This window comes from Paenibacillus sp. 05T425 (genome assembly GCF_056396205.1).
Map to the genome: position 1 here is coordinate 53,269 of NZ_JBFTLA010000016.1, position 21,094 is coordinate 74,362.

Sequence of the window (21,094 nt, forward strand, 5' to 3'; positions counted from 1 at the left end):
CTCTTCCTAATATCATTAGCTTTTCATACCCGTAAGCGCAATCCCCTCTATGAAAAAACGTTGCAGAAGCAAAAAAAGAACAACAAGGGGCAATAGAGCCATGAAGGCTGCCGCCATCATAAGCGGGTATTCGGTTGAAAATTCACCAACGAAGCTAGCTAMCGCCAGCGACAATACACGCATCTCGTCAGAATTCGTCAGGATGAGCGGCCAAATGAAGTCATTCCAAGACGCAATCAGCACGAAGATTGCCAGCGCCACGAGCCCGGAACGAGACAGCGGCAGATACAGACTCCAATAGATTCGGAAATAAGAGCTGCCGTCAATCTGAGCCGCTTCGCCCAGCTCCCGAGGAATAGATAGGAAAAACTGACGAAGCAGAAAAATCCCGAACGCGCTCGCAAGCCCCTGAACAATAAGGGCATTATACGAATCCAGCCATCCAAGCTCCTTCATCAATACAAATGTAGGAATAATGACAATCTGGCTCGGCACCATCATATTGGAGAGGATAATGAAAAACAACGTGTTCTTACCTGGGAAGGACATTGTCGCAAACGCGAATGCCGCAAGCGAGCAGAAGAACAACTGCCCTACTGTCTTGGACAGCGCCACGACGATTGTATTGAAATAATAACGGATATAATCGGTTTTCGCGAATACCTCCGCAAAGTTAGACCACTGGATCACATCCGGCAACAGCTTCGGAGGCGTCAGCATCGACTCCTCGAACGTCTTCAATGCGGTGTCAAGCATCCATAAGAACGGAACAAACATGAGGAATGCGCCTGCGATCAGAATGATATGGATCGTGACCTTGCTTGCCATTCGGTTCATCTTGTCGCCTCCTTTCTATTGATAGTGAACCCATTTTTTCTGTAGCGCGAACTGTACCAACGTGAAAGCCAAGATAGCAGTGAATAAAACGACAGCCTGCGCCGATGCATAACCCATTCGGAATAGAACGAAGCCTTGATCATAGATCGTATAGACAATAGAACGGGTCGAATTCAGCAGCATGGGATTCGGTCCCGAAGTACCGGTCGTGCCGCCTGTCATAACGAATACATAGTCGAACAGCTGCAAGCTGTTTATTAAAGCGATCAGCAGGACGAAAAACAGACTTGGCGTCAGCAGCGGCAGCGTGATGCGGAACAACTGATACCACTTCGACGCTCCATCCATTTCGGCGGCTTCGTAATAGGTTGCGGATATGCCTTGCAGACCAGCGATCAAAATAATCATATAGTAACCCACCGTCGACCAAATCGAGACGATGACGATGGACAACATGGTCATCGATGGATCGGACAACCAGTTCGGCTGCGGCAGATGAAGCAGTCCCAATACGTAATTGACAGGACCGAACTCCGCATTAAGCAGCCACTTCCAGATCAGTCCCACGGCTGTTGACATCGTAACAACAGGGACAAAATAAAGGGTGCGGTAGAGCGATAATCCCCTTATACGCTGATTCAGCAGTATCGAAGCTACTGTAGCCAGTCCGATCGATACCGGCACGCTAATTACAGTAAAGTAAACGGTATTTCGAATCGACTGAATAAACTCAGTGTCACGAAACAGCGCTGTGAAATTATCCAAACCTACGAAGATCGGCTTTGTTAATCCGTTCCATTCCGTGAAGGACAGCACAAGGGATGCAGCAGCCGGAAGCAAGTGGAACAAGGACAGCCCAAGCAGCGCAGGCGCGATGAACAGATACGCCCATCTCATTTCCAATTTTCGTTTCATCCGCTCACCAACCCGATCGGAAACCGAAGGGGCTTAGCTGCTCCCTTCGGTTTCTTTAATCTCATTGCTATTTATCTCTGCTCAATATTTCGTTCATCTGCTGTGCGGCTTTGGATAGAGCCTCTTCGACCGGAACAGTCCCGGTTAATGCTTCCGTTATGGATGCCGCCATTACCTTCTGCCATTCCGACGTGTTCTGCGATACCGGATAAGCTACCGCATCCGGGAGAGATACGACGAACGCTTTCATGTCCAAGGATGGAATCGACTGCGCCCACAGATCGACATAATCAGTATAAGCCGGGAAGTTGATTGCGTTTTTCCCCAGAAGCTCCTGACCCGCTTTGCCTGTCAGCAGATTCAGCAGTTTCCATGCCTCCTGCTGATGCTTGGACTGCTTATTAATGACCCAGCTGGAACCATGCACATAGAAACCGCTCTGCTCTCCGCTTGGAAGAACCGTAACCCCCAGCTTGTCGCCGAGCAACTTGTTTAGATTAAAGGCATCGAACGAACCTCCCGGATACATGGCCGCGTTGCCAGAGCCGAAGATTTGCAATGCCTCCGTCTCCAATTGCTGCTGCGCGGAAGGAGAAATGCCCTGATCCATCAAATCCTTCATGAATTGAATCGCCTTGATCGTGCCCTCTGAATTCAGTCCCGACGTCTTCTTATCGGCGCTGATCACACTGCCGCCCGCTTGATGGATGAGAGGATAATAGCCGATTTGATCCGCGTTTACCGCAATATAACCGTATTTATTAGCGGCTTTATCGGTCAATAGGGCTGCTTTCTCCTTCAGCGTATCCCACGTCCAGCTTTCATCCGGATACGGAACGCCTGCTTGATCGAACAGCTCCTTGTTATAGAACAATCCGATAGAGCCGAGGTAGAACGGAATGCCATAAGCATGGCCGTCGAGCTTATACAGCTCATTGATGCCTTGCGGATACACCGAAGTGTCCACTCCGTTTTTCTCAATAAGCGGTTGCAGGTCTGAGAGCAAGCCGAGCGATGCGAATTTATTGAAGTTCGGTCCGTTCATCATGAACAGATCGGGACCCTCGCCTCCGACGAGACTCGATTGCGTCTTTGTCCAATAATCCTTGACTGGCGTTATCGTAACTTGCACATCCGCCTCGGGATGATCCTGCTTATAAATCTCAATTACCTGATTGACGGTATCCTTCAGCTTCTCATCCCAGATGGCGAGGTTCAGCTTAGATTTCTCCTTGCTGCCCGTGTTTTCTTGGACGGCTTCCGTACTTGCCGGTTCCGATTGATTCTGTGACGCGCCGTTATTGYTGTCCGTTCCTCCGCATCCCGCCAGAATCACGCTGAGCATAGAAACCAGGAATACGATTATTAGTGCATTCTTCATTTTCATTCCCTCCGTTATGGTTCAGTTTCTTCAAGCACTGCTTCCAGCGGTCTGGTCAGCGGGTTCATTTGTAATAATGTTTCATTTTTTATTATTATTAATGTAACATTATTTCATATTGAGCCAAAAAAATATGAACTCGCTTGATGAACTTTATTTTATTCACACTTAACCAACCTGTCAAGTATGAATTAAATGAATAAAACAGAAAACCCGACCTTGAGAGGTCGGGTAGATCCTATTAAGGTTCTATCGTCAGCCCTTGCCGGCAGCTTCCTTCGGCGTTTCGATGACATCGTCCTTCGTATCGGAGACGAGCTCCTTCGCTGATGATTTGAACTCATGCAGCGTCCGACCGACTGCGCGGCCGAGCTCCGGCAGTTTTGAAGGTCCAAATATGATGAGTACGACGACCAAAATCATTAGTAATCCCGGTAAACCAATATTTTGCAGCATATAATCGTTTCCCCTTCCTCGTCTTAGGTTAGATCGGGCAACTGCCCGTCGGTCAATCCTGGTTATGCGGTATCGGGTAAGCGGCGACCGCTTCGATCTCGATCAGCCAATCGGCGCTCACAAGTCCAGCGACGCCTACCGTAGAACGGGCCGGCTTTGTCGGATTTTCTTTGGTATTAAAAAACTTCGCGTATGCGTTGAACCAACCTGTATAATCGAACTTGCCCTGCAGAGCCGCGTCCGGCGTGACGTAAACACGCAGATAGATGACATCCTTCAGCGACAGTCCTTGATCCTGCAATTGTTTCTCAATATTTTTCATGATGCCTTCCGCTTGTTTCTCCGTATTTCCGTAACGCTCGTAAATGGTTTTGCCATCCTTGTTCAGCAGAGGCGGCACCGTACCGCTCGTGGAGAACGTCGCGGAGCTGGCAGGGAGCGCTACCGCGCTTGCGATGGACGAGCTGGGGCTGCCGTAAAATTCGGGCTCGTGTATCGGAGTTAACGGGAATTTATTCGGCGTTACAGTTGCTGCGTACACGGATGCACCGATGAAGCAGGACAGAATCGCTGTCCCGATCAATACTTTGATATTGCGCTTGATCACCATAGGTATGAATCCCTCCAACTTATTAATAGGTATAATTGCCTTGTCCTAGCGATTTCCTTCCCTACTCCTTCATGACTCGTTGACTGATGTCGGTAACGACTGCTCTAGCCGACTCAATGCCGCCTGCCATCCATGCCGTGACGTAACTAATATGTTCCCCGGCCAAGTACACTCTGCGGTCGGGTTTGCAGAGCGTAGGATAGACAGTATTCCGTTGATCGCCGGAATAACCTACCCAGCCCCCTTCGTTATACTTGATCTTCTTCCAATCGATGGAGAACGACGCTTCGAATTCCTTGTGATATTGGGGATGGATCTTTGCACCCTGAGCCAGCGCATGCGTCTCGCGCTCCTGGTACGACATCGCACCAAGCTTGTCCGCGCTGCCGCCGAACGCATAATAGCCGAGTAACAACCMCTTCTTCTGCATATAGCCGGTAGGAGGATAATAGATGGASGAAATATCCATGTTAGTCAGCGTGTTGCCGCCGTAAATCTGATCGTCTTCCTCCCAGAAGCGACGCTTGAATTGCAAGCCGATTTTACCAGCAGAGGCATAACTGATGCTATCGATCGCATTTTTCATCTCCGGCGAGAAGTCCGCTTTAATTTTCTTCAGAACCGGCAATGGAATCGTACAGATACAGTAGTCGCCTTCTACATTCTGGTATCCGCCTGTGGCCAAATTTTTGTACGTAACCGTGACACCCTTCTCGCTTTGCTTGATCTCCGATACTTCGGAATGAAAACGAATCTTGCCTTGAAGCCGTTTCTCGAACGCCTTCGGAATGGCATCCATGCCGCCTACCGGGTGGAACATCATCATTTGTTGGTCGTAGCCGTATTCGCTGCTCAGGTAGTTGCCGAAGCCGGAATTCAGGATCGCTTTCATGCTGAATGGATCGCGGATGACGCCGGCATCCAAGCGAGCCCCAGGCTCATCCTTATACCCGCCCCTCGACGAACCTTTATAGAACAGATCGGCATCCAATCCACCTTCCGAGCGAAGGTAAGCAACCAGCTTCTCCTTCTCGTCGGCTGTCAGCGGCTTGTCCAGCGCGTTCTGATTCACGGCCTTCGCCATCAGCTCGCTTACATATCCACGCACGTCAGCCTTTGCCTCTCGTTTACGAACCTTCTTGCCGGAGAGCTCCCCGACGTTCTCGTTATAATAATAAGCATGGTCATTAACGTTGTTGAACGGCTCGATCGGAATACCGAACTTGCGGATGTATTCCATCGTGACGTGGAACTGCGGTATTCGCATCGGACCGCCGTTCAAGTAAAGTCCGTCGGAGAACCTCGCAACCTGCTTCGTTCCTCCGATTTCAGTAACCGTCGTACCGCGGCGCACCGACCAGATTCGTCCTCCTGATCGCGCACGGGCTTCCAGAATGGTGCAATCGAATCCAGCTTGGCCAAGCTCGTAGGCCGCCGTCATGCCGGCGATGCCCGCCCCGAGAATGACGATTTTTTTACCTCCGCGGTTGCTCATCGACAGCGCGTTTTTGTCAGGCGGCTCGTAATCCGCCGCTTTCAGCGTCTCGGGCGACAGTAACCCCAGCGTGCCCATGACGCTGAATACCGCAGCGCCTCCCCCGAGCTTCCCTACCGTACCCAGAAACTGGCGCCTCGACATCTCGTTTGGCGTTTTATTCGACTCCATTCGTCTCCACTCCATTCTTCAGCATCGATGTGCTTTGTCCACCACACAACGACAAGATAGCATGGACGATTGGCAGTTTTCTATTTTTGTGTTAGAAAGTCTGACATAAATCATTTTTGGCATATTGTGAAACTACGATAAATTTTACGAATATAGGCTGGTTATCCTAGATTTACAGCCTAATAAATACCAAATACCAAATTACTAGTTCATGGAGATCATTGTCATTTACGAGTCGCCTTGCTAAAATCTCTTCCATAAGAAAGTAGATGTCACCTTATCTATCATCAATCTATTGCATAATTCACTCTTCTAGTATTCTATGAATCGATCCAGGAGGCGAAGCAATGAGTTACAAAGTGATGAGCATTGGTATGGTCAGACAATTGACAGGCTTGACGGAGAGGCAGATCCGATACTACGAGGACCGCCAGCTTGTATTTCCGGATCGTACTTCTGGCGGGGCAAGGAAGTTTTCGTTCGAGGACGTTGAGCGATTAAAAGAGATTCACCGAAAGCTAAGAGACGGCTTTCATACGTTCGAGCTGCGCAAAGCGCTCATGACCGAAACCGCTCATTCCATCGAAACATAGAGAGGAGAATGGTATAATGGGAAACCCGTTTTTGATGTCCTTCTTGGAGCACTTAAGCCAGCTGCGCAAACAGATCATTATCATTGCCGCTGTATTCGCCGGATGCACGGCTCTCGGACTTTTCGCAGCGCCTTTCATTTTCGATGCGATTAAGAGCGCACCCCCGGCTTCACAGATGGAATGGAATACCTTTTCTCCTTTCGACGGCGTGCGCATTTATATGATCATAGCCATGGTCGTCGCCTTAACGCTAACGTTACCCGTTGCGCTTGCTCTCATCTGGAGCTTCGTGAAGAAGGGGTTATATCCTCACGAACGGGCAGCAACGATCCGCTATATCCCGTACAGCGTCATCTGTTTCCTTGTAGGAGGCTGCTTCGGCTACTTTGTCGTCTTACCGATGAGCTTCTCCTTCGTTAACAACATCTCGGAGAATCTGAATCTGACCGAAACGTACGGCGTCGCCGAATACTTTGCGTTTATGATGAACATCGTTCTCCCGATCGCCGCCGCCTTCGAGCTGCCGATCATCGTCATGTTCCTCACGCGGATCGGCCTGCTCACGCCGGATCGCCTCAAGCGCTCGCGCCGCTACGCATATTTGATCTTGGTCGTCAGCTCCAACCTGATGACCCCGCCTGACATCGTCTCGGACTTCCTCCTTCTGATTCCGCTCCTCGCCTTATTCGAGATCAGCGTTTGGTTGTCTGGAGCCGTCTACCGCAAACGAATGTCCGCGACGCTAGGCGCAGCAGCATAGGCTGCAAAAAAAGCCCAGTAGTCCTAATGGCTGCTGGGCTCACATCTTATACGGTTATTTGTCCAACTGACGGAGCTTATCCCCTCCCGCTGCATATCGATACTGTCTCGTCTCATCCTCGTTGGTTAACTGAAAAACTTGGCTCACGGGATCATACGTTACTGTATCTCCGTATTTCGTTTGAAGCGCGGATTGAACATTTACCGATTGGATTTGACCCGCTATATTTTTGTAAATATAAATCTGCGTTCCATCAGTAACGATGATCGCCTCGGTTACTCCATCACCGTCTAAATCCTGCTCATAAATGGTCGGTGCATTCATTTGATAATATACCTTGACCACATCTTGGTCTAAGGAAATCCAATATGTGCATTTCCTCTGAGGACCGCATCTACCGTCCATTCGAAGGTCAGCCAATCCAAAAGCGTCACTTTTTTGGAAGTTCACTTCCGTCATTGCGCCATAACCAATCTCGTAAAACTCGCCATTTGCAGAACTGAAATGATTGGAAAGCTCAAATCCGAAGAAGGATGTGTCCCCCTCCTCCGCTTTCGTATAATTCAAGTACTTGCCGAAGCCGTCTATGATGACCGTTTCTTTGATTTGAACAGATGTTATCGGCAGTCGCAGCAAGGTCGAATCTCTCACTCCCATATCCGTTGCAGGAATGAATTTGAGATCCTTCGTAGGCTCGTAGTCCAATAAGATGTTTTGGTCGGAGGCTGCTTCCGAGCCCATTATCGCGTTTGTTGGTAACCGGTCAATGAGAGGAAGAATCGTAACACAGATCATTAAGCCGAGTAGCGGAATTATGACAAAATAGAAAGGATTGTTCATCTTCTTGCGCTGATCCTGCTGGACCTGACTCATGACGGTTTGTTTCATATTCTCCGTAAATACCCCATTTGGAATGGAGCTCGCCTTAACCATTGCCGACCAATCCGGTTTATCATGATTCATTATCTAGCCGCCTCCCATCTCTTCTGGACTTCCTTGCGCGCCCTGTTCAATCTGGACTTTACCGTTCCTTCTGATATCTCGAGCAAGCCCGCCATTTCTTGAATCGTCAAGTCATGCTCCAAATTCAGAATAAGCACCTCTCTCAGCTTTCGGGATAGGCTCATAATAATTTCTCGAAGGTCTGCTGCCGCTTGATTCCCCATATAGGTTACCTCTGCAGACTGAGTTGTCTGGGTGGATCTCACATTTTCGAACAATAACATCCTGCGAAAATAACTGGACCTCATCTCATTAAGCGCAATATTTCTAGCGATGGAAAACAGCCATGTTTTAAAAGAGGATTGCCCTCGGAATGTAGACATTTTCAAATGGACTTTTATGAATACTTCCTGTGCGATATCTTTGGACTGCTCATGATTTTTAGTTATCGCATAAGCGTATCTCCACACGTCGTCCCCGTATTGCGTCATCAGATTGTATAGCTCCGTACTGTCCACTTCTTGTATGTATTTCAAGTATTCCGACTCCATCACGTTCACCTCCACCCTATTAGACAAGTTAAAGCGCCCAAAGTTCCCTAAATCCCAAAATAAACCTTTTGGACGGCAATAGATTGACTAAGAGCAGGAAAATCCCTTGAGCTTATGGAATACTCCTTGAATAGCTTGGAAGACAAAGCACAAGAACCCCTGAAGGAGAAGCTCTCATCATGTTTAACTTTGATTCCATCACTTTACCCCGCACCTATCAAAGAAACGGGCAACCTTGTTATCTTGATCCTTGTAGAAAAATACTTATTCCGGCTACGCCCGAAGAACATGTGCGTCAGAAAACCATCATACTTCTGACCCATACCATGCAAGTCCCGCTTCCATGTATAGATACCGAAGTGCCCATGACCGATTTTAAAAAAGGAGCTGCCGGAAGGGCAGACATCGTTGTATACGATTCCGATCAGAAGCCCATTCTCATAGTGGAATGTAAATCAATGAACGAGGATCTCACCCATGATGTCTATGACCAAGCTCGAAACTACGATAAGACCGTTCAAGCGCATACCCTGATGATCACGAACGGAATCGATTTATTTATAGAGTCAAGGAGCAGACTAACCGGTCATTATCAATTATTAGCCAAGCTGCCTACGTACAAGGATCTTAAAAAATCGAAGTTTTCTTTTAAAAAACCAAAAAAAGAACCTTGGCAGCGGCTGAAGTATTCGGATCTTTATAAGAATAAACGAAAAAAAGAATGGCTCCAGTTAGGATTAATTCACGAGAATAATAGCGATGCCTTCATTCCTTTCGCGATAAACGTATGTGAAATTCTTTGGGACTACATGGTTTCTATTGGCGGACAGTATCTCGGGGATGTTTGGATTGAAGAGGACAAAGGCATTCGAATTACCAAATTCGGCAATGCCGCCGGGTTCGATTGGACGGGAGATTACAGATATTTCATTATCGAAGACAGCAATAAAAACAATCAGATTATTAGCTTGGCGGTGTTGTACGGCTACCTTATCGTTGCGATTGACGATTACAAGAAGAAGCACAACTCCTTGCAGCTCAACTTAGAGGAGTACGCAACGGAAACGGGCGACTATTATGAGATTCATCATAACGGTAGGCTGACACTCGGCAAAAAAGGGGCAATGAAGCAGAGTGAGGTCATTGACTTTGTGAGGAGCATGGCACCCGAGCTCGTAGACGACAATAATAGGATCTATCTAGGCAAGCTGACGCATACCCGCAACATTACTTGGGAAGACCCCGATACTAGACAGTTTTTCGGACGTCTCATTAAATATGCGATTATTAGGGATCAATTTCGCGTATATAAGCAGGCTGAGCTTTCGGAGAGTGAAGCTTTATAAAAAAAGAAAGAGCATCCTACCCGGTGCTCTTTCTCCCTATCTCCAAATGATCGCGCTATTTCAAATCTGTTAACTTGTAAACAATAATTTTGGAATTTGTATTGGCCGTCGCCCAGTATACCGCTCCATCATGGTATCTAATCGAATCACCGGCATTTATTCTTGCGCCTTTTATTTCCGTTGCCGGCTTTACGATTTCCCCATCTGGCGTAACGACCATATAATAGGTTGTTCTGTAATCCATGTTGCTTGAGTCTTTGTTTCGTTGACCGACTTTCTCCCATACGATAACGATTCGATTGCCGTCTATTTTAGTCATTTTCGGATGGGCCGCATTTTCCAAGTCTTTGTCTCGATAATCGGTTAACCAAACCACGCCTGTATTCGATACATCATACGTACTTCCCCTAAGTGAAATGTTGAAATGCTKATTATCCCCTTTGGTCAATACGGGCTGGGCTGCCTGTTCGAAATCTCTGGCAATCCGCTGTATAAATATATTCCTCGATTCATTATGTTCTGTTTTTGCCATTTCCGCGCTCATCGTTTTTTCGGATGAACCCGCAAGGACATAGCCGTCATCCACAACAGCGATACCTCCTAGCTCGGAGAAGGTTTGCTGATAGATCGCTGTCCCATATTTAAAATAAAACGGTGTAACACTATGCAACGCATCCTGTGCACGATCTACCTTGGAAATAACAAAACCTCTATCGTACACGTCCCCGCGATCTGCAAATACAAGGTTATCCCCGTCAAAAGCAACATCCTGATCAAAGGAATGGCTTGAATACGGAATTGGAAGCGTCATTTGCTTCATCGTTGTTGAATCGACATATAAGGCGGTCGAGGATTGATGGTTCAACCCGTCGTTAGACTGGAACATAAGCCTCCCGAAAAAGGCGACCAACAGCCCGTTCGAGTATTGAAGCTTCGCATTGGCGAATGCGAAAGGCTCCTTCGTCCCGTTAAAATATTGCGTTCCCGCCGTGAATGATACGTCGCCCATTTTCACGCCGGCGTTGGAATATTTGCTGATTTTGACACTAGCCGTATTCTTCTCGTTTTCTTGCACTTCACGACCCCAAAGGACATAGAAGTTACCTTGCTCGTCCTTGGTATACGAGCCCATTAGCGGCATCTCTTTCTTTATGGAGAAGGTATTCGTAACCTTTAAGTCCGCAGATAGGGTGGCGATTTTCAAGGTCTCGCTATTCTGATCGTCCCAGCCTACGTTCAGCGTGCCGTCAGGGTTTACGAAGGTGACGACCGAGGGAGCGAGATAATCGTAGGAAGTGAGGAAATCAGCTCCCTGTCCAACCGTGCTTCTAATCGATCCATCTACTTTTATCGTTTGGTATTGAACATGGGGGATTAGGACCGGCTTGTTAATATTAATGGTGTAGCGGTCCAGCTCCAGCGTTGCCCCTACCGCTTCAACGAGAGCGCGCATCGGCAAATAAGTCGTATTATCGTAAACGATCGCTTGAATCTCTTTCAGCACCAGCTTCCCGTCGTATACGATATTTAGTTTGACGAATTGGATCGAGATCTTCTCGCTATACCCGTAACCATCGCTATACCCGCTATAGTCAGGCTCATACTCTACGTTTCCCGAAAGGTTTATCGTTGATTTTTGCGAGTTCAGCGTCACTTGTTTACCTAGTGCCTCAGCAATCTTTCGAATCGGCAAATACGTTGTCCCCTTATAGGTGAACGGAATTTGATTGTAATTAAAATATAACGGCTCCTCGTTAACCGTAATCGCAGCCGCTCCCTTCGTTACAGTAATCTGCTGTTTGCCAGCGCTGGCATAAACGGCCGATTGGAGACTTAGCGCCGCCATCGCGAGAATAACAAATAATGGCACGAACTTTTTCATCTTCTGTTCTCCTTCTGTCAGTAGATATAATTGTAAATAATAGACTTGTAACATTATGTAAACGACAAATTTTAATATACCATAGTTATTCATTCTATCCATCCCTTTCTTCAAAACCGGAACGCCCGGCCAAAGCGAAAAGACGACCAAGATTCCCTAAACAGGAATTTTGATCGTCTTTTATTTTGCTTACACCAGCTTATAAAGCTTTCCTTGCTGCAGCAGCCGGTAGCTTCCGATATTTTCGCTCGGGTTCTCGGGGTGGTCCGTATAAGCGGAGTCCGCGTAGTGGCATAGCAGCGTTTTGCGTTGGAATTCCTCCGGCAGCGTGAGCAGATCGGCTATCGGCGTATGCAGATTGCGAATATCGCCGCCCAATACTTCCGTCGGTCCGAACCATACCTCGTGAATAATGAGATCACTGTCGCTCAACCATGCGATCAATTCCGGATCGAAGCCCGTATCCGGTGCGTATCCAAGCTTAAAGTTGCCGAAATCGAATTTGTAAGCGAGCGTCCGGGGCTTGTGCCGCGTGTATTTGTAGCTGACTTTAAACTCTCCGAAATCGTGGGTCTCGCCGATCGCGATCGGGTCGAAGTACCAGTCGAAATTCGCGATGTCGCTTCCTTCGCGAGGCGAAGGCTCCAATGCGGGACGCAGATGGGACCAAATATCTTGCAGCAGCCAATCCGGCCCGTAGAGCTTGATCGGATGAACGGTTTTGTACATTTGCAAATATGCGAGCTCCTCGACACCGCCAACGTGATCGGAGTGCAGGTGGGTAATGAACAGTTCCTTATACCTGTCAATTCCGAGCGGGAGTTCTCCATGCAAGCTGTTTTGATGGAGCATCTTCGCGACGTACCCTGGGCAATCGATAAAAAATTCGCGACCGTCCACATTAATAACGCTGTTGACAAAAAAGTGCCGCGTCGTAAACGAATCGCCTACGCCAAGCGGGTAAAAGGTTACGGATTGTGCCATGATCATGTCTCCTTCAACATTGTTTTTATGCTTTTATTTGCAATGCCTTCAGTTGACTAATCGGCAATGATACCTAAGTCGCGTCCTTTTTCATCCGAGCGGAAATTTAAACCTTGTATTCTGGTTGAAATTATATGATATATTCCTATTATAGCTAATAACAACTAAAGGACAACCATCAGTTTGACGCGTTACGACGTATATCCGACAGAATGAGGCGTTTTATAGTGAATTGACAATAAAACAAAGAGAGTACCTCATGCGGTACTCTCTCTCAAGTTTAAATCACTTTATTAACTCATCTATTTCACTCTTCAATAAAAGATACCTATGAACACTTCTCATGATCGGCACTTTGGTTAGATGGCTTTTGTCTGCGTAGGTTTTCATTTGATCTTTTGTAAGGCCTAACAAATGACCTGCCTCTGTAACCGTTAATACTTCTTGATTACTTGTAGCATTAAAGGTTTTTTTCACTTTAAGATTCCAGTCTTCGAATTCATTCATAACCGGTGCAACCATTCCTATTCTTAGTCAATAACTTTCTTGACTTTATCCTTTATTATAACAGAAGTTTTCGTTTTTTCCTAAACCAATCACTGTATCACTGAGCAGACATCGTTTGCGCGTATAGACAAGAATACCATGAAAGACCCGACCTTACGAGGCCGGGTCTTTCATGGTATTGGTGGAGGCGAACCGAGGCTGTATAGAACCACAATTCCCAGCCATATGATGATTAGTTCAGTTAAAACTTATTTTTATTTTTTCCAGCTTTCGATACCGGTTTCGTATTGCTCGAATGGATGCTGAACCGAAGCTTCCATAATGTCCAAGTAGTATTCGTGGCTTGCTGGAACATCGGTCCATTTAGCGCCAACCTCGACATGCCATGGGTTACGCTCCAGCAGTTGGTTAAAGATCCTGACAACCTGGACTCTCGTAATCTCCTGATTCGGATTAAAGGTCTTATCCGTAAAATCAAATAGCAGGCCTTGCTTCTCAACCGTTGCAATAGCTTTCTCCGCCCAGTGTCCCGTTACGTCCGTGTAGGTGCTTTCATTTACAATGTCCCATTTATACACGTTCGTCAGTAGTTGCGCAAATTCTGCTCGCGTAATTTTTTTCTTTGGCTGGAACGTATCGTTTCCAGCGCCGACCATCCATTTATTATTCGTAACTGTTGCGATAGCATCTGCCGCCCAATATTTTGCGCTCACATCGGAATACGATACATTCTTCTCGCTCGCTGTAGATGTGTATAAACGGGACAGGATTGCAGCGATCTCAGCTCGTACAATGCCGCGATCCGGATCGAAAGTTCCGTCAGGATAACCAACCATGTATGGATTATGAGTTCCCTCGGCCTTCACGATCGGCTGCGAGGAGAAGCTGAATTTCACGATTGTTTCGCCAACGTGAATAACCCCGTCTTTAATATGGCTGTCATCCCCAAAGCTCTCTTCGCGCTTATCGTTACGGCTGTCAAAGACGACGTATCCATTCTTCTCGCCTAAGAAATAGTAATCGGCGTCAGCGTAAACCATCCAGCCGTATTCGCCGTTCTCCGAGCTAATTTGCGGGTTATGGTTTTTGTTTGGTGCGAAATTCGGCAGCTCTGGCAGATCAACAAGCGTTCCAGGCACTCTGCCCTTGGAACGATTCAGCTCTGTATCGGCCCAGTACAATTTCATATTCACGCCCGCAACGGGCTGATTGGTTACTGTATCAAGAATCGTGCCGTAAGGATCGATCAGATCCACCGTTAAGCTTGCTTTTCCGTTGGCATCAACAACTAGTTTACCAACAGGGCCTGCCAGCTTTTCGCCATTTGGCGCAATCACGTTCAACGATAATACATATTCGCCGGCTTCGACCTTCGGAAGCGTAAAGCTGCCGTCTTCATTCATTACAATATTCGGAAGATCCAGCTCTTGGCCGTTGGCCAACTTGATTTTACCCGTTACTTTCAAGTCGTCACCGACTAATTTCGTGATTTTGTCCGTTGTGATTGTACCGCCGTTTGCTTGGTCGGACACAATTACTTTCGTATCCATTGTTGGCTCTTCAGAAATATAAGGCGCAACCGGCTTAACTGTAACGACGTTGGATAAGCCTGCATGTTGACCCGATTCGACTGCCAAACGGAAATAGTAAGTTTCTCCGTTCGTTAGACCAATTACAGTCGCTCTCGTAGAAGTGGCGTCCAACTCCTCTGATGTCGTTACCGGAGTGAAGGTTTCACCGTCGGTTGATTGTTCAACTACGATGTCGGATGCCCCTGTTATAGCAGGGAATTTCAATGTAACTTTCTTGTTACCCGCGACAGCCGACAAAGTGGTTACCGGGTCAGAAGGGGAAACATCGACAATATTAGATACACCTTCATAAAAACCTGAACCGACAGATAGTCGGAAATAGTAAGTTTCTCCGTTCGTTAGGCCGGTTAGGGTTACACTCGTTGAAGCAGCCGTGAGCGTCTCATCTAGATCAACCGGAGTAAAGTCAGTGCCGTTTATCGATTGTTCCACCACAATATCATCATCCGATGCATCCGTTAGTGGCGGAAAGTTCAGTGTCGCTTGGCCATTGCCTGCAACCGCCGACAAAGTGCTTAAAGGACCAGGCTCTGCAGCAAGCACATAAACCGTAAAGATCTTTTCGCTTGTTAACCCGTCTTTTGTAATCGTTGCCTTCAGGTTCACATAGATTCCTGGTTGGTCCGTAACCGGTCTTGTAACCGTTCCATCAGGCGCGATGATTGAAGGCTGATCGGAGGACCAGACTGTCGTTACATCTTCGCTTTGCTCCAACGTAATGTCATTTCTCACCGTATTTTTGTTATCTCCGGAATTAAACGAGATATCTGTGTTGTCCTCTGCTTCTTCAATAGCCAGAATCGCCACTTTATAATCATTAATAATTTGATTCACAATACGTTCTGCAATTGCTTCAATGATTTCTTCATTAGCATTCTCGGAATCGGAAGGCACATATAATCCGCCATTCGCAATCTCATCAATAAAGTTTTGGTTAATATCCTCATAAACCGATTCGGTTACCCCTACATATTGGGCGTCATTGCTATCGAAGGAGTCCTTCAAATGGGATTGATTCTCTCCCCCATCCAAGCTTTCTCTAGGATCGTCGTTGATGTTCACGACATAGCGCAAAGGAGCGTAATCTTCCCAAACGATATCTTCTACTGCTTCGTCCAACGTTTTGCTGGAAGTAGAGAACAGCTTCATATTGTCAAAAGCAAAGATCGAAATGATCTCGCAACCGTGGCCGATATGGCTGACGATTGGACCGAATTCTTCACCATAAGAATCAGGGAGATCGAGATTTCTAATAACTTGCTCTCCGTTATCCCACATATTCAATGTTGTATCCGTTACATTGATTTTAATTGTGTGTTGGGCCGATGTCCCCTTTTCATAGCTTTCGATTAGGGTAACGCCGTCTATGGAGCCCAAATCGCTATATGCCTCATTGTGCAAATCATCTGCATTCACTTCATCAATCTGATAGACATTAATACCATCACTAACATATAAAATAGCGTAGCCGCTCAATAGGCCAGCGTTATCGATCTGAGTATTGAATAGAAAACCTCCGCCTTCCATGCTATGGTAATTGGCCTTGGATTCATCCATATCAAAAGTAATGATTTTTTTGCCGTCAGGCGTTTCGCTCGTCAGCATGAAATCTTTATAGCCCGACTCAGTGTAACCATAAAAGGTTAAAGCTTTGCCGTTATTGGAAGTCTGAACGTGATTGAGATCGGCCGTTACAACCTCCGGTGGAGTGCCGTTATACCAGCTGTCAGAGCCGGAATGAACATGGGAGTCCGTTACAGTCGCCGGGTTTGCGCTTGCGTCCATTATCGACACATACTTAGGATTTACGCCCCCTGCTATCAGCTTAGCTTTAATGGCATCATTTAATTGGCTTTCAAAATCACTGGAATCATAAGTGCTTGTGCCGGCATTAAAGTAAACCTCTGCTACCGGAGAAAGTGCGTACGCCATTGATGTATTCGTTACCAACAATAGAAAAGCAACTGCCATTGCAATCATTTTTTTCTTCATCTGATTCACCCGTCCTGTAAGTTTAGAAACAAAGTTTTGTATCTAATTCCGTTAACAATAATACATGCTGATAGAACTATCTAAATTAAGAGTGAAGTCCCTTGTCAGAAAGCCATACCCCTCCAAACTATCCAAGATGTTGATCCCACCATATCAGAGGCTTCTCTCAAAAATCTCTCAAACTTCTCTCCGTTCTAAATGTCAATTGGTAGTTTTTTGAGAGACCTTTAACGTATGATAGTATCAATAGGAGTGTGACTATAGATGAAAAAGTTACTTGGCTGCTTGGGTGTGGTATGCGCCTTGATCGCCATTCTTTATATGATTTTTAGCGACCATGATACAAGCTCCGTCCATAGCAAAGCCTTAGACGGCGTGCTTGACCTGCGAGAGCTGACCGATTCTCCATTTGTTTCGTTAGCCGGCGATTGGAAGTTTACGGCCGATTCTTTTATTAGTCCGACTGATTTTTCCAAAGATGCGAATCATGTGCCAGTCCCAGGTCCCTGGCCGTCGAATGTGCAATGGGGCTCCTATCAGATCATGGTATATCTGCCCGAGCACTGGTCGGAGGACATCGGTCTTCGCGTTCGCAATATTTGGTCTGCCCATACCATCTATGTCAATGGCGCATTCATCTCGGAAAAAGGGAAAACGGCCGATTCTAAACAAGAAACGGTACTGAATAATCCCTCCTATGAAGTATACTTTAAACCCGAAGGCCGGCAGCTTCTTATCACGGTTCACGTATCCAACTTCTACAATGCAAGAGGCGGCATCGTCCTGCCAATCGATATCGGCGACGCCGAGCATATTAAGAATGACGTGCAGAGAGATCTTACCATGGAATGGGCTGCAGCCTTGTGTATGCTGCTGTTCTGCATGTATCATTTAACCATATATTTGCTGCGAACGAGGGACGAAGCCTTTCTATACAGCGGATTGTACTTTCTAACGTTAGCAATCGTAATTGTGTTTCGCGGAGAGCGATTGGTCATACGCGAGTTCCCGTCATTTCCTTACGAGCTCTATTTTCGCATCCAAGACGTCAGTACATACCTGAGCGCCATCTTGCTTCTGGTCTTTATCGTCAAAATTATTCCTTCTATTATGAATCGAAAGACATTGTTTCTGCTTCTTCTTCCGCTCCTGGTCTATTCGTCTTTAAATGCCATTCTCCCGGCAAGAACATTGTCGAGCATGCAGTATGAATTTTTTTATTATATGGATGGACTATTCCTGGGAGTTATCGCTCGCATCTTTTATTTAATTGTTAAGAATCGGATCTCCATACGCAGAAACGAAGCTGTCATTCTCTTGGCAATGCTTTTGTTTCTTGCTATCTTCGCGATAAGCGGTTCGTCTGACAGCTTGTTCTACTCCGGCCGCAACAGCTTGAACAGAATCGGACTGATCGGGTGTGTGTTGGCGATGAATGTTTTTCTCGGCATACGTCTCATGAATCGAACGGAGGAATCCGAGCAGTTGACTGCTCGATTACAGAAGGCAAACGATACGAAAGATGATTTCCTGAAAGTCGCTACGCATGATTTGCAGAGACCTCTGCATGACGCCGTCCATTTGATTCATTCGATTTCTCGAGAGCGCGATCACAGGAGGCAAGGCGAGCAATTATACTTAGCCGAGCAGCTAATTGGCAACATGGTTTATATCCTGAGAGATTTGAACGATTTTACTCGTATTCGATTTAATGATTACGCCATTCAGTTGAAGTCCACTAATCTCCGAATGGTCATGCTCCATGTGCTTCAGTTGATGCAACTTACATTCGTGAAGAAGAAGATTCAAATAAACGAAAACATATCAAAGCAGCTTTATGTATCGGCGGACGAGCAAGCCCTGACGCAGGTGCTCCTGCGCATGATGACAGAGATTGCTAACGATACCGTAGAAAACAGCCTGTCTATTGAAGCCATGCAGGCTGGAGAGGATATCCTTCTTCATGTGGCGACAACTGGCGTGTCCGTGAGAGCGAACAGGGACCGGCAGCAATCTTCAGGGCTTATGATGACGGTGGAGCTAGTCCAACAAATGAATGGAAGCATAACGTATGAACGAATGGAGAGAGGTATCCGCTTCACGCTCAAACTGGCTTTCAGCGAATTTAAAGAGCCGGTTACAGCAGCGGAATACGAATACAACGTTGAAGCTGCCGTATCCGCAGAAGAACTAGAGCTGGCAACGCTTCTCATTGTCGATGATGATGTGATGCACGCGGAAGTCATGAGGGGCATGCTGAGCGATACGTACAAAATTCGAATTGCTTATACCGCTCAAGAGGCGCTTGACTACTATAGCAGTCACCCGGAAATAGCGATGATGATTATTGACGACATTATTCCCGGCAACATGAATAGTCTCGAATTGTTACAGCAAATCCGTACGCAAGCACCTTTATTGGAGCTGCCGATTATCATGATGATTTCATCCGAATATCCCAAACATATTGAAAAAATATTTGCTTCCGGCGCAAATGATTACATTGTAAAACCTTTCTCGAAAGAGACTTTGATGGCTCGATTGAATGCCGCCGAACAGACGAAACAATCTATGCTGAAAGCGATTGAGTATGAAATGGCCTTTCTGCAAACCCAAATCAAACCGCACTTTTTGTATAACGCGCTCAGCAACATTATTTCATTCTGCTACACGGATGGAGAGCGTGCTGCTCATCTGCTGACGATGCTCAGTTCTTTCCTTCGTTATATATTTGAAACGAGCCGGGACGGACAATTCTCTTCCCTTCAGAAGGAGCTGGAAATTATTGAAGCATATGTAGATGTAGAAAAGGCCAGATTTGGCGAACGGTTAACATTCGCCTGTGACATCGATCCGCTAATTGCCGCCGACAATGTTCTGATTCCTAGTTTGCTCTTGCAGCCTTTAGTCGAAAATGCGATTCGCCATGGTCTATTCGACAAAGAAGGATCTGGACATGTTCAGGTTTCGATCTACTCGCACGAATCTCGCTTGAGCATATGTGTCGCCGATGATGGCGTAGGTATGTCAGCAGAGCATTGCGCCCAATTAATGGGAGGAGAGCCTGCCAATTCCGGCATCGGATTTACGAATGTGCGTCGACGCGTACATGATCTCAAACAAGGCAGCCTGGAGATCAGCTCCTTGCCGGGCAAAGGAACTACCATTCAATTATTAATTCCGATTATGGAGGGACGAGATCATGTGGAAAGTAATTCTCGTTGAGGATGAGAAACCGATTCTGGGACTGCATGCTAGATTGCTGGAAACCTATGGTCCCTTTCAAATTGTAGGCCGTTTCGAATCGCCGTTCGATGCGTTGCAGGAAATACCGAAGCTAGATTTGGACGCGCTCGTGCTGGACATTGAAATGCCGAGAATGACAGGACTTCAGTTGGCCCAAAGCCTAGTGGAAAACGGCATCGACGTGCCTGTGATTTTCACAACCGCTCACCAACAATATGCCGTGCAAGCCTTTCGCGTACAAGCGCTTGATTATATCTTAAAACCGATGACTCCGAATACAGTTAAGCAGTTGGATGAACGCCTTCAGAAATATTATGGCAATAAACCGAAACCGGCCAATAAGCAGGAGCTTTGTGTCCAGCTTTATGGGGAAGCATTTGTTAAAAAGGGGGAACAGCTTGCAAAATGGCCTACTCGCGTAACCGAGGAGCTGTTCTACTACTTTCTGCTTCATGAAAATAAATTATGCTTAAAATGGAGAATCATCGATGATATCTGGACGCATGTAGAGGAAAAACGGGCACTCTCCAATCTGTACAATACGATATACCGTATGCGTCAGCTTTTTATGGAGCTGGATGTGCCAATCGTAATCGATCGAATAAATGACGGTTACATCATGAATACCAACAACAGCATCATCATAGAGCCGAAGGAAATCCAGGATACGCTTCTGCTGGAATCGAAAGGATATTTATGGTCCTATCGTTTAGAATCAACCGTTTAAGTCTGATTACAAAGAGGGACCGGCTCAATGGCCGGTCCTTTTCCTTACAGCTTATTTGAGACGATCTTCCCCGTTTCCCTGTTACCCTATTACTATTTCGAGAAATG

At 46.6% G+C, this 21,094-nt stretch carries 17 protein-coding genes; 5 read left to right on the top strand and 12 right to left on the bottom strand.

Annotation, left to right across the window (positions count from 1 at the left end):
- Window positions 1-15: 15 nt before the first annotated feature.
- The 6 genes from AC1DF0_RS27410 to AC1DF0_RS27435 all read right to left on the bottom strand — a co-directional run bounded on the left by AC1DF0_RS27410 (window position 16) and on the right by AC1DF0_RS27435 (window position 5,865).
- Window positions 16-837: a carbohydrate ABC transporter permease gene (locus AC1DF0_RS27410; RefSeq protein WP_477576497.1), complete on the bottom strand. Its 822-nt coding sequence runs from the start codon at window positions 835-837 to the stop codon at window positions 16-18.
- A gap of 15 nt (window positions 838-852) precedes the next feature.
- Window positions 853-1,752, bottom strand: a complete 900-nt coding sequence (locus AC1DF0_RS27415; protein WP_442052301.1) for a carbohydrate ABC transporter permease — start codon at window positions 1,750-1,752, stop codon at window positions 853-855.
- A gap of 67 nt (window positions 1,753-1,819) precedes the next feature.
- Window positions 1,820-3,133, bottom strand: coding sequence for an ABC transporter substrate-binding protein (locus tag AC1DF0_RS27420; protein WP_477576500.1), 1,314 nt, complete (start codon window positions 3,131-3,133; stop codon window positions 1,820-1,822).
- A gap of 255 nt (window positions 3,134-3,388) precedes the next feature.
- Entirely contained in the window at window positions 3,389-3,589 is a 201-nt protein-coding gene (locus AC1DF0_RS27425; RefSeq protein ID WP_442052303.1) for a twin-arginine translocase TatA/TatE family subunit, read from the bottom strand.
- Window positions 3,590-3,641: 52 nt separating this feature from the next.
- Window positions 3,642-4,199, bottom strand: a complete 558-nt coding sequence (locus AC1DF0_RS27430) for a RidA family protein (RefSeq protein WP_477576502.1) — start codon at window positions 4,197-4,199, stop codon at window positions 3,642-3,644.
- Window positions 4,200-4,260: 61 nt separating this feature from the next.
- Complete coding sequence (locus AC1DF0_RS27435; RefSeq protein WP_477576504.1) at window positions 4,261-5,865, bottom strand: flavin monoamine oxidase family protein; 1,605 nt, start codon at window positions 5,863-5,865, stop codon at window positions 4,261-4,263.
- A 347-nt stretch (window positions 5,866-6,212) separates the two neighbouring features.
- Between AC1DF0_RS27435 and AC1DF0_RS27440 the strand changes: the two genes are divergently transcribed.
- Both AC1DF0_RS27440 and tatC read left to right on the top strand, forming a co-directional pair.
- A complete protein-coding gene (locus tag AC1DF0_RS27440) occupies window positions 6,213-6,458 on the top strand; it encodes a MerR family transcriptional regulator (protein WP_442052306.1) in 246 nt (81 codons plus the stop codon).
- 16 nt (window positions 6,459-6,474) lie between these two features.
- Complete coding sequence (gene tatC / locus AC1DF0_RS27445; protein ID WP_477576506.1) at window positions 6,475-7,218, top strand: twin-arginine translocase subunit TatC; 744 nt, start codon at window positions 6,475-6,477, stop codon at window positions 7,216-7,218.
- A gap of 54 nt (window positions 7,219-7,272) precedes the next feature.
- On the opposite strand, the gene AC1DF0_RS27450 is transcribed toward tatC, so the two are convergent.
- A complete protein-coding gene (locus tag AC1DF0_RS27450) occupies window positions 7,273-8,181 on the bottom strand; it encodes a hypothetical protein (protein WP_477576508.1) in 909 nt (302 codons plus the stop codon).
- On the bottom strand, window positions 8,181-8,711 hold the full coding sequence (locus AC1DF0_RS27455; RefSeq protein ID WP_477576510.1) for an RNA polymerase sigma factor: 531 nt from the start codon (window positions 8,709-8,711) through the stop codon (window positions 8,181-8,183). Before AC1DF0_RS27455 ends, AC1DF0_RS27450 begins: the two co-directional genes overlap by 1 nt.
- Window positions 8,712-8,890: 179 nt before the next feature.
- Here AC1DF0_RS27455 and AC1DF0_RS27460 point away from each other — a divergent pair, with 179 nt between their 5' ends.
- Complete coding sequence (locus AC1DF0_RS27460; RefSeq protein WP_477576511.1) at window positions 8,891-10,057, top strand: type I restriction enzyme HsdR N-terminal domain-containing protein; 1,167 nt, start codon at window positions 8,891-8,893, stop codon at window positions 10,055-10,057.
- Window positions 10,058-10,112: 55 nt separating this feature from the next.
- On the opposite strand, the gene AC1DF0_RS27465 is transcribed toward AC1DF0_RS27460, so the two are convergent.
- The 4 genes from AC1DF0_RS27465 to AC1DF0_RS27480 all read right to left on the bottom strand — a co-directional run bounded on the left by AC1DF0_RS27465 (window position 10,113) and on the right by AC1DF0_RS27480 (window position 17,014).
- A complete protein-coding gene (locus AC1DF0_RS27465; RefSeq protein ID WP_477576512.1) occupies window positions 10,113-11,939 on the bottom strand; it encodes a stalk domain-containing protein in 1,827 nt (608 codons plus the stop codon).
- Between the two features lie 189 nt (window positions 11,940-12,128).
- Window positions 12,129-12,923, bottom strand: a complete 795-nt coding sequence (locus AC1DF0_RS27470; protein WP_477576514.1) for an MBL fold metallo-hydrolase — start codon at window positions 12,921-12,923, stop codon at window positions 12,129-12,131.
- 285 nt (window positions 12,924-13,208) lie between these two features.
- Window positions 13,209-13,430: a DNA-binding protein gene (locus AC1DF0_RS27475; protein ID WP_477576516.1), complete on the bottom strand. Its 222-nt coding sequence runs from the start codon at window positions 13,428-13,430 to the stop codon at window positions 13,209-13,211.
- Between the two features lie 254 nt (window positions 13,431-13,684).
- Window positions 13,685-17,014 carry an S-layer homology domain-containing protein gene (locus tag AC1DF0_RS27480; RefSeq protein ID WP_477576518.1) on the bottom strand — a complete coding sequence of 1,110 codons (3,330 nt, stop codon included), beginning with the start codon at window positions 17,012-17,014 and terminating at the stop codon, window positions 13,685-13,687.
- 264 nt (window positions 17,015-17,278) lie between these two features.
- On the opposite strand from AC1DF0_RS27480, the gene AC1DF0_RS27485 reads away from it, so the two are divergent.
- Both AC1DF0_RS27485 and AC1DF0_RS27490 read left to right on the top strand, forming a co-directional pair.
- Complete coding sequence (locus tag AC1DF0_RS27485) at window positions 17,279-20,239, top strand: histidine kinase (RefSeq protein ID WP_477576520.1); 2,961 nt, start codon at window positions 17,279-17,281, stop codon at window positions 20,237-20,239.
- On the top strand, window positions 20,217-20,987 hold the full coding sequence (locus tag AC1DF0_RS27490) for a LytR/AlgR family response regulator transcription factor (RefSeq protein ID WP_477576522.1): 771 nt from the start codon (window positions 20,217-20,219) through the stop codon (window positions 20,985-20,987). The genes AC1DF0_RS27485 and AC1DF0_RS27490 overlap by 23 nt, the downstream gene beginning before the upstream one ends.
- The last annotated feature ends 107 nt before the right edge of the window (window positions 20,988-21,094 follow it).

What these genes read in the sequence shown, in the direction of transcription:
- AC1DF0_RS27415 (WP_442052301.1), bottom strand. Translation starts at nt 1,752, where the DNA reads ATGAAACGAAAATTGGAAATGAGATGGGCGTATCTGTTCATCGCGCCT.
- AC1DF0_RS27425 (WP_442052303.1), bottom strand. Translation starts at nt 3,589, where the DNA reads ATGCTGCAAAATATTGGTTTACCGGGATTACTAATGATTTTGGTCGTC.
- AC1DF0_RS27430 (WP_477576502.1), bottom strand. Translation starts at nt 4,199, where the DNA reads ATGGTGATCAAGCGCAATATCAAAGTATTGATCGGGACAGCGATTCTG.
- AC1DF0_RS27440 (WP_442052306.1), top strand. Translation starts at nt 6,213, where the DNA reads ATGAGTTACAAAGTGATGAGCATTGGTATGGTCAGACAATTGACAGGC.
- tatC (WP_477576506.1), top strand. Translation starts at nt 6,475, where the DNA reads ATGGGAAACCCGTTTTTGATGTCCTTCTTGGAGCACTTAAGCCAGCTG.
- AC1DF0_RS27450 (WP_477576508.1), bottom strand. Translation starts at nt 8,181, where the DNA reads ATGAATCATGATAAACCGGATTGGTCGGCAATGGTTAAGGCGAGCTCC.
- AC1DF0_RS27455 (WP_477576510.1), bottom strand. Translation starts at nt 8,711, where the DNA reads ATGGAGTCGGAATACTTGAAATACATACAAGAAGTGGACAGTACGGAG.
- AC1DF0_RS27460 (WP_477576511.1), top strand. Translation starts at nt 8,891, where the DNA reads ATGTTTAACTTTGATTCCATCACTTTACCCCGCACCTATCAAAGAAAC.
- AC1DF0_RS27470 (WP_477576514.1), bottom strand. Translation starts at nt 12,923, where the DNA reads ATGGCACAATCCGTAACCTTTTACCCGCTTGGCGTAGGCGATTCGTTT.
- AC1DF0_RS27475 (WP_477576516.1), bottom strand. Translation starts at nt 13,430, where the DNA reads ATGAATGAATTCGAAGACTGGAATCTTAAAGTGAAAAAAACCTTTAAT.
- AC1DF0_RS27480 (WP_477576518.1), bottom strand. Translation starts at nt 17,014, where the DNA reads ATGAAGAAAAAAATGATTGCAATGGCAGTTGCTTTTCTATTGTTGGTA.
- AC1DF0_RS27485 (WP_477576520.1), top strand. Translation starts at nt 17,279, where the DNA reads ATGAAAAAGTTACTTGGCTGCTTGGGTGTGGTATGCGCCTTGATCGCC.
- AC1DF0_RS27490 (WP_477576522.1), top strand. Translation starts at nt 20,217, where the DNA reads ATGTGGAAAGTAATTCTCGTTGAGGATGAGAAACCGATTCTGGGACTG.